Source organism: Billgrantia bachuensis (assembly GCF_011742165.1).
In the GTDB taxonomy this organism is placed as follows: Bacteria; Pseudomonadota; Gammaproteobacteria; order Pseudomonadales; family Halomonadaceae; genus Halomonas; species Halomonas bachuensis.
In genome coordinates this window covers 1-13,503 of sequence record NZ_JAAQTO010000032.1, presented here as the reverse complement: position 1 = coordinate 13,503, position 13,503 = coordinate 1, and the positions used below count along the sequence as shown (strand labels likewise).

Sequence of the window (13,503 nt, the reverse complement as noted above, 5' to 3'; positions counted from 1 at the left end):
AGGAGAACACCATGGATAACAACAAGTTCGCCATTCGACCCATTACCACTTCCATCAAGGCCGGCCTGGCGTGCCTGGCCCTGGCGGGCAGTGCCCTGGCCTTTCCGGTCGTCGCACTGGCCCAGGACGGCGACGTCATCGAGATCCGCATGCAGCGTTACACTGGCACCGAAGAGGACGCGATCTTCCAGCGTCTTCAAGACATGCTGCATGAGGCCAGCGATGGCCGCATCAAGTTGAACATCTTCCGCGGCGGCGAGCTGGTACCCAACGACCAGATGTTCTCGGCACTGCGCAGCGGCACCCTGCAGGCCATCTATGGCTACGGCGGCTACTGGGGTGGGCAGATGGATACCGCGGTGCTCGAGTCGGGCATTCCCATGGCCTGGACCGATCTCGACGAAGCCAAGGAGCTATGGAACGAGCGTGGCCTCGGTGAACTGTTGGCCGAAAACTATGCCGAGCAGGGCGTGCATTACACCGTGCCGGTGTACGGCGGCAAGTTCGACCTCCTCACCAAGGAGCCGGTCGAATCCCTGGCCGACCTGAGCGAACTCAAGATCCGTGCGACCCCCTCCGTCTCGGCGGTGCTCAACCACTTCGACATTCCTACCGTCTACATTCCGCCGCAGGAGTTCTACATCGCACTGAGTACCAACGCCATCGATGGTCTGATCTATGGCGGCCCCTATGACTACTCGGTGCTCAAGCTCAACGAGGTGGCCACCAGTTACACCGAAATGAACATGCTCTACCCGGGCTTCGTCGACAACGTGCTGGTCAACCAGAACGTCTGGAACCGCATGCCGGAGGACCTTCAGGAAACGTTCATGGACGTCACCGCCGAGTGGGCCGACTACCGTCACCAGAAGTTCGTCGAGTGGAACGAGGAAGCGGCCCATATGTTCGAGATCACCACCCTGCCCGAAAGCGACGTGGTGGCGATGACCGAGGCGGCTCAGGAAGTCTGGGATGCCGAGGCCGAGAAGTCGCCGCGAGCCGCCGAGGCCATCGAGATGATCCGCGACATGGCCCGTGACAAGGGTCGCCTCGAGTGACCGGGAGTCCAGCGATGCATCTGCTTCATGCCTGGATCCGCTGGCAGGACCGCCTGAGCGAGTGGCTCGGGCGGTTCGTTGCCTGGCTTGGCTTCGCCTTGGTTTGCATCCTGGTGTATGAGGTGGCGGCGCGGCAATTGCTGCGCTCGCCCACCAACTGGGCGCATGAGGCCTCGACCCTGACCTATGGCGTCTATGCCATTCTGGCCGGGGCCTATACCGAGAAGTGGCATGGCCATGTGCGGATCGATATCTTCTACCAGCGCCTCTCGACGAAGGGCCAGGCGCTGGTTTCCTTTCTCATCGGCGTGCTCACGCTGATCCTGCTGTCGCTGCTGTTGGAGAGCGCCTACGACTTCGCCATGCAGTCGGTGGCCATGCAGGAGCGCTCCTTCCGCAGCACCTGGGCACCGATCATCTGGCCAGTAAAGGTGATGATTCCGTTGGCCGTGCTGCTGATTATGCTGCAAATGCTGGCCAATACCCTGCGCCACCTCTGTACCCTGCTTGGGCACCCCCTGGAGACCGATCCCTCGACCGGTCAGGACACCGAGAGCCGGGGGGATTCCGATGGTAAGCATTGACCCAATATTGCTGACGCTGCTGATGTTCGGCGCCATGCTGACCCTGATGTTCTTCGGGGTGCCGCTGGCCTGGACCCTGATGGGAGTGGGCGTCGGCTTCGGCTACTGGATCTGGGGGCCGGACAGCCTCGGCATCATGCTGCCCTCGGTCTTCGGCCTGATGAACGAGTTCATACTGGTTGCACTGCCGCTGTTCATCCTGATGGGGATGATTCTGGAGCGATCGGGTATTGCCGACGACCTTTTCCAGATGATCTACAAGATCATGGGCGGCGTGCGCGGCGGGCTGGGCATGGGAACCGTGGTGATCTGCGCCCTGATTGCCGCCATGGTGGGCATTACCGGTGCTGCTACCGTGAGCCTGGGGTTGATCGCGCTGCCGGCGATGCTCAAGCGCGGCTACAGCAAGCAGCTCTCGGCAGGCGCCATCATGGCCGGTGGCGCGCTGGGGTTTCTGATCCCGCCCTCGCTGGTCATGATCCTCTACGCCTTCCTGACCCGCGAATCGGTGGGCAAGCTGTTCGCCGCTGGCGTCATGCCTGGCTTGATGCTGGCCGGGATTTATATGCTCTACATTGGCATTCGCTGTTACCGCAACCCGGCGCTGGGTCCGCCCATCGAGGCTTCCGAGCGGATCGGCTTCTGGCAGAAGGTCGTCGCTTTGAAGGCCATGATCCTGCCCGGCGCCCTCATTGCCGTGGTGCTCGGGACCATGGCGGTCGGTGTGGCCTCACCCACCGAGGCGTCGGCCCTGGGCGCCTGCGGTGCCATGCTCTGCGCCCTGGCCCACGGCAAGCTCAACGTCACCATGCTCAACAGTGCGCTGTTCAGCACGGCACGCATCATGGGCATGCTGATGTGGATCATGATCGGCGCGGTGATCTTCTCGAAGATCTATATCGCCCTGGGGGCCGGACAGGCGATCGTAGGCCAGATCATGGCCGCCGAACTGAGCCCTTACCTCGTGCTCAGCGTGATTCTGCTCAGCTACCTGGTGCTGGGCATGTTCCTGGACGATTCAGCCATTCTGTTCATCACGGTGCCGCTCTACGTGCCGATCATCAAGGCGCTGGGCTTCGATCCCATCTGGTTTGCCACGCTGTTCGTGCTGGCGATGCAGAGTGCTTACCTGACCCCGCCCTTCGGCTACAACTTGTTCTATATGCGCTCGGTGGCGCCACCGGAGGTCACGACCGGCGACCTTTACCGTTCGGTGGTCCCGTTCCTGGCCATGCAGATACTCGGCATCGTGCTGCTGGTGATGTTTCCGCAGATCGCCCTGTGGCTGCCCGGCCTCATTTTCGATTAGGAGGTCCCATGACGCACCAACCGCCGTCGGCCGAACCGACACGTCAACTCGAGGATGACAAGATCATCGTGACGCGCTGGGACTTTGCTCCCGGCGCGGAAACCGGCTGGCATCGCCATCCCCATGACTACATCGTGATACCGCTGGTAGATGGGGTGATGCGCCTGCATACCGTCGAGGGATTCCACGAGAGCGAGGTCAAGGTCGGCATTTCCTATCGCCGCCTGGCCGGCGTCGAGCACAACGTCATCAATGCGGGCGAAGGCTATTTCGCCTTCGTCGAGATCGAACTCAAGGCGAGCCGGGAGGAGAAGTAACATGGCAACGTTCAACCAGCCGCTGGGTGGCAACGAGATGCTCTGCCTGCTGCCTGGCGTCCTGCAGCGTGATTGAGGGAAGCACCATGCAGGACAAGCCCGCCGAGCTCGGTGTCACCGTGGTGGCCGGTTTCCTGGGGGCCGGCAAGACGACCCTGGTGAATCATTTGCTGCAGCATGCCGACGGTCGTCGGCTCGGGGTCATGGTCAACGACTTCGGCGCGCTCAATATCGACGAGGCGCTGGTCGACGAGCGTCGCGACGACCTGATCACCCTGAGCAATGGCTGTGTGTGCTGCAGCCTGCAGGGTGAACTCTCCGCTTCCATCGAATCGATGATCAAGCGACGCGGAGGGCAGCTCGACCATCTGCTGATCGAGTGCAGCGGGGTGTCGGATCCGGAGCGGGTGGTGAATGTCCTGCACTACCCGCGCATTCGGGCCAGGGCCCGGCTGGAGGCCGTCATCTCCCTGGTCGATGCGGCGCTCGATCATGCCGACCTGAGCCCGGCCCTGCGGCACTTGGTGGGCTCCCAGATTGATAATGCCGACCTGGTGGTAATCAACAAGGTCGACCTGGTGGACGAGCAGGACATCGCCAGGCTCGAGCAGGCCATCCTGCTGCCCGGCTCCCGTCACGTGAGAACCACCCAGGCAGCGCTGCCGGCGGATTTCGTCTTCTGGCCGGCATCGAGCGAGGCGCCGATGTTTCGCCGCGTGCGCTCGGAGCCTTCCCCGGCGACGAGCATCGAAGCCCTGGGGCTCAAGACGCTCAGTTGGAAGCGCGAGGGTACCGTCGACATGAATGAGCTGAGTGCGCTACTGCATGACATGCCCAAGCAGATCCTGCGCTTCAAGGGAGTCGTCCGCCTGGAGGACGGTCGCGTGCTGGCGCTGCAGCGTGCGGCGGGGCGGTTGACCAGCCGAGAGCTTGAAAACTGGTCGAAAGGCGAGAGCCAGCTGGTCTTTATCGGCGAGGCCTCGCCGTCGCTTTGGGAGTGGCTGACTCAAAGGCTGGATAGGTTGTAAGTAAAGATGGGCTGAAGGTGAGCGGAGGAGATTGACCTGCAGTCGCAGCCGGAGGTTCTAGGGGTGGCTGTAACGCTTGGGTGGCCTCGAGCCTGAATGGATCGACCGTATCCTTTTGCCGATGAGCCCTTTGGACTTGGCAGCAAAACATCAATGTAGACGGAATAATCTCATACACAGCCCCAGGCTGGAGGGCAATGCCCTACCAGCCTCCTCATGATTTGAAGAATATACAATCTAGTCGCCGAAGTAGCTTTCGAAGACCTGATCGAAGGTGCCGTCTGCTTTCAATCCGGCCATGGCCTCGTTGAATGCTTCTGCCAATGCCCCATCACGTTGACGGAATGCGGCGCCGATTCCCGGTCCGTAGATAGATTCAGGGCCGGTCACCAGTTCTCCTTGCCGTGTAAAACGGTCATCGTTGAACATAGTCCTCTGGGCCAGGGGGAACGCGGTGAAGACCAGGTCGAGTCGTCCAGCGTGCATGTCGGCAACCACCGAACCAGAATCAGCGTAGCGCCGGATCTCTGCATCAGGGTAGAACTGAGTTACGTACTCGTCCTGGATGGTCGCTTGCTGGACGCCTATCGCCGTGTCCTCAAGCGGGCCATCCAGATCGTGCTCGGCGCCAGCCTTGCCGACCCAGACAGAAGGCACCTGATAATACGGATCCGAGAACAGAACCTGGTTAGAGCGCTCCTCGGTAATGTTCATCGCCGACGCAATGAGGTCGAACTTTCGCGCTTGAAGCGCCGGAATGATGCCATCCCAGGCCTGCTCGACCCATACGCATTCGCGCTGCATCCGCTCGCAGGCAGCATTGACGAGTTCTACCTCGAAACCAGTAATAGTGCCGTCCGGCAGCTTGTACTGATAGGGCTCATAGGGTACATCGACACCGATGCGCAGCGGCTTATCTTCTGCATTGGCTCCTCCTCCGAGCAGGGCAGCTGACAACAGCAGAGTGGTGAGGGAATGAATTCGCATTTTGTATCCTCGCAGTTTGTTTTGTCGTATGTGCGTGGGTGATTCCGGGCCGATCTTGTTATGCCGCTATGGGTTGAGGGCGGAGCGAGAGAACCTCGCGCCGGAGAACTTTGCGTATTCGTGACTTAGGTTGTCTTGCAGGATGGATTCGGCCAGACGGCCGGCATGGAAGGCTGCCAGGCTGATACCGCTGTGGCTGCTTAGGCCATAGGCCCCGGGGTATTGCCGTGAAGCTTCATAGAGAGGGTGGCCATCCGGTGTCATTACGCGCAGCGCCCCCCACGAGCGCACCAGTCGCGCATGGGCGAGAAACGGAAAGATTCGCACCGCGCGATCGGCCAATTGCTGCATTACCGGCAGGGTCACCCCCCTGTCGAAACCGACCTCTTCCTGAGTGTCCCCGATCAAGTACGCGCCACTAGCCGTCTGTCGAATCTGTGGGGTCGGCAGTTGGGCAATTTTTTGCAGGCGTTCAGTCACCAAGACCTGGCCGCGCACGGGACGCACCGCCCCACTGAGCCCCAGCATCGGCGCCAATGCTGCGCTGCCCAGACCAGCAGCAAGGATAAGGCGCTCAGCTTCGTAGGTGCCGTGCGTGGTCGCCGCTCGAAAGCCATTCATGAGGGGAGTGAGCAAGTGCACCTCGCAGCCAGGACGATAATCGAGCCCGAGCCCGAGATTGGCTGAAAACAGCGCGCGCAGTAGATACAGGGGATTGCAATGGCCGTCATGGGGCGACCAGGTACCACCGTGCACGCCTTCGCCGAGCCCCGGGAGGTAAGAGGCAAGCGACGTACGGTCGAGATATTGCCAACGGAATTGTCGCGCCAGGTAGGGGGATGTCGACTGGATCGCCGAGTACTCGCGCTGACGTGCCTCTGCTTCCTCCTGATTGAAGCAGAGATCGACTCCACCCCTGTGTTCGTATTCGAGGTCTAACCCGGTGCGCCCCTCGAGTTCAGCGGCAAACTCAGGCCAGGCCAGGCTCGCTTCGAAACTGAGTTCGGCATAGGCTGGCATGCCTGCGCCCTTGCCCTGCACCCAGGTGAGACCGGCGTTCCCTCGTGAGGCGCGCAGTGAGTCGTCGCTTCCATCGAGCACCGTAACGCGACAGCCCGCACGCAGCAGACCATAGGCCACCGCCATGCCGACCACGCCACCACCAATGATTAGGAAATCCTGCTGCATGCCGTCCGTTTCTTGTAAGTGGAATGCCATCGACGATAGCGAGGCGAACGGTATACGATCCAATACCAATTATTGTCATGACGATACACAAATATTATGAAGCTTCCCCATCTTCGCGATAAGCAGGTGCTTGCTTTCAAGTTGGTCATGGAATGCGGCACGGTTTCCGGTGCGGCAAGGCGTATGCTCATCGCCCAGCCAGGAGTCACCCGCCTGCTCAAGCAGCTCGAGCATGATTTGGGTTTTCATCTATTTGAGCGGGTGCGCGGCCGCTTGATACCCACTCCTGAAGCGTGCCTCTTCCATCGCGAAGTACAGCGCGTATGGACTGGCATCGATCATCTGCGTGATACAGCACGACGGATACGAGAGCGAGAAATAGGGGGGCTGAGAATCAGCGCCATGCCTCTCCTCGGGATAACCTTTTTACCCGATGTCCTGGCCGAGTTTGCCCCTGACCACCCAGATACCCGGATCGAACTGGCCACCTTTCGCTCCGAACAGGTCGTCGAGGATGTCATCACCCAGCGAAGCGATCTTGGCTTTGCCATCGTGGCTGACAACGACGACCGCGTGAACAGTGAACATTTTCGCCTCGATAGCTTGTGCGTACTACCAAACAAGCACCCGCTCACCGCGCGCGAGAGAATTTATGCAGAGGATCTGCAAGATCAGACGTTGATCTGCTTCGAGCCCCAGGATCCGCTGCGTCGGGCGCTCGATGGATTGCTGGAAGAAAAAGGTATACAGCCGTGCCGGAGAATAGAAGTCTCACTGGCGCTTCAAGCCGCGCGCCTGGTTGCCAGGGGAGGAGGTCTCGCCATTCTCGATCCTATCAGCGCCAGGGCCTTTGGTGGGGACTCGCTGACGCTGTGCCCCTTCGAGCCCAATCTGGGCGAAGATTTTGCGTTGCTGACGCCGCGCGACCAGCCGCTGTCGCGGCTTGCCCGGGATTTCGTTGCCGCCTTCCGGCAAGGCTTCGAACAGGTCACCTCGATCCAGTTGCCGGTGGCTGAACGGCCTGCGTAAGCACTCGCTCCTCTCCCTATCGCCCAGAACCTATAACATCTCCGAATGAGATGGCCAGTTCTATGTATTGGTTCGTATGGTATCGGCAATGTTAGCTTTCACGACGGCCTGGCCAGAATCCCTGTGTGCATTGCCGCTGAATATTCGGGTGACTAAGAGCGCCTCGCTCGCTGCTGAGAGATGAGGGGATCGGCCATTTTCGACTGTGCCCACCTTTCAAGCTGAATATGCTGGGACAATTGAGTCCAATCCAATAGGCAACAAGATGGTCAACCTCCGTCAGATCGAAGCGTTCCGGGCAGTTATGGTGCATAAGACCGTGACCCGTGCTGCTCAGACGCTTCACGTCTCACAGCCTGCCGTGAGCCGGCTCATCGCCGACCTCGAATATCACGTGGGATTTTCCTTGTTCAAGCGAGACAAGGGCCGACTGGTCCCGACTCCAGAAGCGCAGGCGCTCTATGAGGATGTCGAGCGAGCCTTCGTGGGGCTTGAAAAAATCACTGAAACCGCAAAGGAGATCCGCGAGTTCCGCACCGGAAGACTGTTCATCAGCTGCATGCCAGCGTTGGCATTGAGCGTACTTCCGAACATGGTCCATGACTTTTCTGCACGGCATCCGGGCATAACCATCTCCCTTCAAGCACACAGTTCTCAACGGGTTCTGGAGTGGGTCGGAACTCAGCAGTGCGACCTGGGATTCATAGGTATGCACATCGAGGATCCGGCAGTAACCATCTTGCCTCTGGTAACAGGCTACCTTCGGCTGATGATGCAGCCTTCTCACCCCTTGGCTAAGAAGCGGGTCATACATGTCCAGGACCTGGAGGAACAGCCATTCGTTTCCTTGGGCCAGCTACAGGATGTCAGGCCTCTCATCGATCAGGCCTTTCATGCAGCGGGTGTGAAACGGCGCATGCGCATAGAGACACAGCTTTCCAGCGTAGCGTGCGAGCTGGTAAAAGCGGGTGCCGGTGTATCGCTGATCGATCCCGTGACGGCAAGTTTTTACTCCAAGCAAGGGTTGGTATCGAAACCTTTCCTTCCTGCGATCGATTTTCATTACAGCGCAGTTCTTCCTGCTTACCGTCCTCCGGCACGCCTGGCAATGGAATTCCTGGAGGATGCCAAAGCCCAGCTCCAGCGGTTGATCGATGCGGAAGACGATGCTTCCTATAACATCAATGAATAGATTGGCCATAAAATGGCATTAGTTTGCATAGTTTTGGGGTGCTAGCTTCTAGGGCGTGGTGTCGAATGGCATTGCAGCAATCATGAATGGCTCAGTCCCTGTCGATATTGACTGACCTTACAAAAACAAACTCAAGGATCCCAAGCATGAATAGACGGGTACTACTCACTGCATCCATGACTGGCGTGATTGGCCTTGCAGCAGCATCAGTACAGGCAGATACCCTGTATATAGGTGCATATGGTGGCTCATCGGAATATGCGATGAAGGAATCCATCATTCCTGCCTTTCAAGAAAAGCATGATGTCGATATCGTATACGTTGCCGGTAATTCCACTGACACACTGGCTCGGCTTCAAGCCCAGGCAGGCCAGCAGGAGCTCAATGTTGTTCTGCTCGATGATGGGCCAATGTATCAAGCCGTGAATCTAGGATTTTGCGCACCCATGAACGGCTTGGAGGCGCTGGACGATGTTTATGACATCGCCCGGTTTGCTAATGACAACGCCGTAGGTGTGGGTGTGGTGGCATCCGGTTTTGCCTACAACGCAGAAATGTTTGAGAGGAACGGGTGGGAGCCGCCGTCTTCCTGGCGTGACCTGGCCGACGAAAAATTCCAAGGAAAGATAGTCGTTCCTTCGGTTAGTAATACTTACGGGCTGCATGCCCTGGTTATGGCAGCCAGATTGAACGGCGATGGTGAGGACGATATCGATCCTGGTTTCGAATATATTCAGGATTCAGTCGTTCCGAACATCCTCAGCTTCGAAACTTCTGCAGGCGGGATGTCGCAGCTTTTCCAGAATGAGGAGATTGCACTTTCGGTCTGGGGGAGTGGGCGTGTACAGGCACTGGCAGATACCGGATTTCCTGTGAAATTTGCTTATCCTGAAGAAGGAGCCGTTGCCTTGATGGTAGCAGGCTGCATTGTTGATGGCAGTGGTGAGGACGAACTCTCCAGAGCTTTCATGGCACACCTGCTCTCTCCTGAAATCCAGGCTATCCTCGCGGACACTCAGGGCTGGGGACCATCAAATCGATATACCGAGCTTGATGACGAACTGGCAGCGAGCTTGCCCTACGGTGACCGTATCGATCAGCTGACCTCGGTGGACTGGGACACTATCAATCCACAGCGCATGGAATGGACCAACCGCTGGAATCGTCGCGTCGAGCGTTGATTCAAGCCAATTCATCAATTCCATGACTGATGACCCCTGCCTGCCAATTGCCGCCAGGCAGGGGTTTGGGAGAGTCCTACCATGAGCTATCTAAGCCTTACGTCATTAACCAAATGCTATGGGCCCACCACAGCCGCTGAAGATATTTCACTGGAGATCGATAAAGGAGAGTTCGTCTCACTTCTTGGACCCTCTGGCTGTGGCAAGACTACCACCCTTCAGATGATTGCCGGGTTTGTAGAGCCGACCCGGGGTCGTATCCTCATGGACGGTGACGACATCACTCACCGCAAGCCGAATGAAAGAGGAATTGGGATCGTATTTCAGTCCTATGCTCTTTTCCCGCACATGACGGTGGTTGATAACGTGCGCTTCGGGCTGGAAATGCGGCGTGTCCCTGAAGCCGAAAGCCGGCAGCGGGTAGGGGAGGTGCTAGAGCTTGTCCATCTCGACCAGCTGAAGGACCGCTACCCCAGGGAGCTCTCCGGTGGGCAGCGTCAACGCGTGGCGCTTGCGCGTGCCCTCGTGATCCAACCACCGCTCTTGTTGCTCGATGAACCTCTGTCCAACCTCGATGCCAAGCTTCGGGAGGACATGCAGATCGAGCTGCGCAATATTCAACAGCAGGTCGGTACGACCACACTTATGGTCACTCATGACCAGTCCGAAGCCCTTTCCCTCAGTGACCGTGTTGTTGTCATGAACCAAGGGCGCGTGGTGCAAGTCGATGAACCCTTCAATGCCTATGAACGGCCTAGTGACGCCTTCGTCAGCTCATTCGTCGGCAAGACCAACCTTCTTACTGGTCTGATCGGGAAGAAGCAGGGCGACCAGACAGCCATACGCTTGGGTGATGCGACTCTCGACCTCACGCTGGATGGTCCTCGTACCAGCAACCAGGTGCAGATATCCATTCGTCCCGAGAAGCTCGAATTGACGGATTGTGCGAGCGGCAAGCTCAAAGGCAGGGTGAAGACTCGGTTGTTCCTGGGTAACCACTGGCTCTACCAGGTCGACAGCAGTGCCGGTGAATTATTCATCACCCAGCCCAACCTAGGGAAAGTAGGCGTCGCGGTTGGTGATGACGTAGGTGTCAGTTGGTCTCCCGGTGCCATTCGGTTACTTGAGGAGAAAGTCCATGGCTGAACTCGCTTCGACTCTTCCAGCGACGTCACCACGGTTTTGTCCAAAGTCGCTGATTCCATGGCTATTGAGCGCTCCAGGATCGATATTCTTCCTGATGCTGCTGGGTATGCCGTTGCTGATGACCTTGGTGCTCAGTTTCAATAGTTTTGATTATGCTGAAGGAATCATTGCTACCTTCAGCCTTGCGAACTACATAGAGGTCATCAAGGACAGCTACTTCCATGAAATATTCTTTCGAACCTACGCCATTAGCGTAGCTGTAGTAGTGCTGTGTATCGCCATTGGTGTGCCAGAAGCTTATATACTCTCAAGAATGTGTAGCCCATGGCGGTCACTGTTCCTTGTTGTCACCTTGACGCCACTGTTGATCTCCGTGGTAGTGCGAACCCTGGGCTGGGTACTGCTCATCGGCGGGAATGGCCTGCTGGGAAAAACCCTGGAAGCTCTGGGCATTGCCGACGCCAGCACGGGTAACCTCATGTATACCCATGCCGGTATCATTCTGGCGCTGGTTCACGTGTTAGTGCCCTTTATGGTGATCTCGGTATGGGCTGCCTTGCAGAAACTCGATCCTTCCGTGGAACATGCGGCATTATCACTAGGTGCCAGCCACACCACGGTCTTCCGTCGAGTCGTAGTGCCGCAGATCCTGCCCGGCATACTCTCCGGAAGTTTGATTGTATTCGCTCTGGCAGCAAGCGCATTTGCCACTCCGGCCATACTTGGCGGGCGACGGATTAAAGTCGCAGCTACCGCAGCTTATGACGAATATCTCAACACCATGAACTGGCCCCTCGGTGCTTCCATTGCAGTTATTCTCCTGGTCGCAAATGTGGTCGTGGTGATGAGTTACAACCGCATGATGGAACGGCGCTTCCGCCGGACACTGGGCTAGAAGGAGACATTCATATGCAAAACAATGGAAAACTGGCCCTGTGTTTTCACACGCTATTCGTGATCTTCCTGATGGCACCGCTTGTCGTCGTCATGCTGGTCGCTTTCACACCGAATGGCTATATCTCATATCCCACAGACGGCTTCTCGCTCAGGTGGTTCCGAGCCATTCTCGAGAACCGCAGCTTTGTTCAGGCATTCTGGAATAGCCTCTATCTTGGCATCGGTGCTGCCAGCGTTTCTGCCGTACTCGCTGTGCCTGCTGCCTTGGCCATCGCTCGCTACCAGTTTCGGGGGCGCGAGGCGCTAGTAAGCCTGTTTCTTTCACCGCTGATGATTCCGCATGTGGTGCTGGGTGTCGCCTTTCTCAGCTTCTTCTCGCGAATCGGTGTCTATGGCACCTTTTACGCCTTGGTGGCGGCCCATGTCATTATCATCATGCCGTACACCATGCGCCTGGTGATGGCATCGGTATTCGGCATGGACCGACGAGTCGAACAGGCCGCGCTGTCACTGGGCGCCAGTCAATGGACGGTTTTTAGGCGTGTCACCATGCCGATTATCTTGCCGGGCGTTGCTGGCGGCTGGATTCTCGCTTTCACCACCAGCTTCGATGAACTGTCGATGACGATTTTCGTTGCGTCTCCTAGTACGACGACGCTGCCTGTCCAGATGTACAACCACATCGCTCACACCATCGACCCGCTGATTACCTCTGTCTCAACCGTGCTGATCGTGCTGACGGCCCTCTTGGTTCTGATATTGGACCGCATCTATGGACTCGACAAAGTCCTGATCGGCAAAGGATGAAGAGATTAAATGAATATCTATGATTTTGCTGTCGTCGGAGGCGGATTAGTAGGCAGTGCTATTGCCTATGGCCTGGCCAAGGCCGGCCACCGGGTCGCTGTACTCGATGAGGGCGATGTTGCCTATCGGGCCTCTCGAGGCAACTTCGGGCTGGTCTGGGTTCAGGGGAAGGGGCTCGAAATTCCGAGCTACTCACAGTGGAGCATGAGCTCTGCATCCCTGTGGCACAGTCTCTCGGAAGAACTCTGGGAGCTCACTGGAGTAGCAACTCAACACCAAGCCCCGGGAGGCGTGCATCTCTGCTATAGCCAGAAGGAGATGGAGCTGCGGCAGGCTGATCTGACCTCGCTGGCCAAGGCGACTGACGGGCAGTTTGATTTCGCCATGCTCGACCATGAGCAGCTACGCGAGATGATTCCGGAAATCGGGGAGAGTGTCACGGGAGCCTCATGGTCGCGCTGGGACGGACATGCCAATCCGCTCTATCTGCTACGCGGGTTGCAGGCCGGCTTTCTTCGCTGCGGCGGTACTTTCCTGCCTGGCAGCAGGGTTCGCCGAGTACATCAGAGCGGGGACAGCTTCGTAATCGAGCGTGAAGGGGAACGAGTTCAGGCGGAACGCGTGGTGCTCGCTGCCGGTCTCGGTAACCGTCTCCTGGCTCCCCAGGTTGGGCTGCATGCTCCACTGGTACCCAATCGAGGCGAGATCCTTGTCACTGAGCGCATGCGCCCCTTGCTGAATCTTCCGACCACGTATCTTCGCCAGACAGGGGAGGGTTCA

14 protein-coding genes are annotated in these 13,503 nt (G+C 58.0%); 12 read left to right on the top strand and 2 right to left on the bottom strand.

Features of this window, described 5'->3' with window-relative positions; genetic code table 11:
• Positions 1–11: 11 nt before the first annotated feature.
• The 5 genes from dctP to HBJ55_RS12475 all read left to right on the top strand — a co-directional run bounded on the left by dctP (position 12) and on the right by HBJ55_RS12475 (position 4,296).
• Complete coding sequence (gene dctP / locus HBJ55_RS12495; protein WP_167115141.1) at positions 12–1,058, top strand: TRAP transporter substrate-binding protein DctP; 1,047 nt, start codon at positions 12–14, stop codon at positions 1,056–1,058.
• A gap of 14 nt (positions 1,059–1,072) precedes the next feature.
• Positions 1,073–1,642 carry a TRAP transporter small permease subunit gene (locus HBJ55_RS12490; RefSeq protein WP_167115138.1) on the top strand — a complete coding sequence of 190 codons (570 nt, stop codon included), beginning with the start codon at positions 1,073–1,075 and terminating at the stop codon, positions 1,640–1,642.
• Positions 1,629–2,951 carry a TRAP transporter large permease gene (locus HBJ55_RS12485; RefSeq protein WP_167115136.1) on the top strand — a complete coding sequence of 441 codons (1,323 nt, stop codon included), beginning with the start codon at positions 1,629–1,631 and terminating at the stop codon, positions 2,949–2,951. Before HBJ55_RS12490 ends, HBJ55_RS12485 begins: the two co-directional genes overlap by 14 nt.
• Before the next feature lie 8 nt (positions 2,952–2,959).
• Positions 2,960–3,268, top strand: coding sequence for a cupin domain-containing protein (locus HBJ55_RS12480; protein WP_167115133.1), 309 nt, complete (start codon positions 2,960–2,962; stop codon positions 3,266–3,268).
• A gap of 86 nt (positions 3,269–3,354) precedes the next feature.
• Positions 3,355–4,296 (top strand): CobW family GTP-binding protein, encoded by a 942-nt coding sequence (locus tag HBJ55_RS12475; RefSeq protein ID WP_167115130.1) that lies wholly within the window; start codon positions 3,355–3,357, stop codon positions 4,294–4,296.
• A gap of 237 nt (positions 4,297–4,533) precedes the next feature.
• On the opposite strand, the gene HBJ55_RS12470 is transcribed toward HBJ55_RS12475, so the two are convergent.
• Positions 4,534–5,283, bottom strand: coding sequence for a transporter substrate-binding domain-containing protein (locus HBJ55_RS12470; protein WP_167115127.1), 750 nt, complete (start codon positions 5,281–5,283; stop codon positions 4,534–4,536).
• Between the two features lie 66 nt (positions 5,284–5,349).
• Positions 5,350–6,471 carry an NAD(P)/FAD-dependent oxidoreductase gene (locus tag HBJ55_RS12465; RefSeq protein WP_167115124.1) on the bottom strand — a complete coding sequence of 374 codons (1,122 nt, stop codon included), beginning with the start codon at positions 6,469–6,471 and terminating at the stop codon, positions 5,350–5,352.
• 96 nt (positions 6,472–6,567) lie between these two features.
• Between HBJ55_RS12465 and HBJ55_RS12460 the strand changes: the two genes are divergently transcribed.
• The 7 genes from HBJ55_RS12460 to HBJ55_RS12430 form a co-directional block, all read left to right on the top strand.
• A complete protein-coding gene (locus HBJ55_RS12460; RefSeq protein ID WP_167115121.1) occupies positions 6,568–7,500 on the top strand; it encodes a LysR substrate-binding domain-containing protein in 933 nt (310 codons plus the stop codon).
• A gap of 265 nt (positions 7,501–7,765) precedes the next feature.
• Positions 7,766–8,692 carry a LysR substrate-binding domain-containing protein gene (locus tag HBJ55_RS12455; RefSeq protein WP_167115117.1) on the top strand — a complete coding sequence of 309 codons (927 nt, stop codon included), beginning with the start codon at positions 7,766–7,768 and terminating at the stop codon, positions 8,690–8,692.
• Positions 8,693–8,838: 146 nt separating this feature from the next.
• Positions 8,839–9,873, top strand: coding sequence for an ABC transporter substrate-binding protein (locus HBJ55_RS12450; RefSeq protein ID WP_167115114.1), 1,035 nt, complete (start codon positions 8,839–8,841; stop codon positions 9,871–9,873).
• 81 nt (positions 9,874–9,954) lie between these two features.
• Complete coding sequence (locus HBJ55_RS12445; RefSeq protein ID WP_167115112.1) at positions 9,955–11,019, top strand: ABC transporter ATP-binding protein; 1,065 nt, start codon at positions 9,955–9,957, stop codon at positions 11,017–11,019.
• Positions 11,012–11,914, top strand: coding sequence for an ABC transporter permease (locus HBJ55_RS12440; protein WP_167115109.1), 903 nt, complete (start codon positions 11,012–11,014; stop codon positions 11,912–11,914). The genes HBJ55_RS12445 and HBJ55_RS12440 overlap by 8 nt, the downstream gene beginning before the upstream one ends.
• A 14-nt stretch (positions 11,915–11,928) precedes the next feature.
• Positions 11,929–12,723, top strand: coding sequence for an ABC transporter permease (locus HBJ55_RS12435; RefSeq protein WP_167115106.1), 795 nt, complete (start codon positions 11,929–11,931; stop codon positions 12,721–12,723).
• A gap of 9 nt (positions 12,724–12,732) precedes the next feature.
• Positions 12,733–13,503 (top strand): NAD(P)/FAD-dependent oxidoreductase (locus tag HBJ55_RS12430; RefSeq protein ID WP_167115103.1); only part of this gene is annotated, 771 nt, incomplete at its 3' end.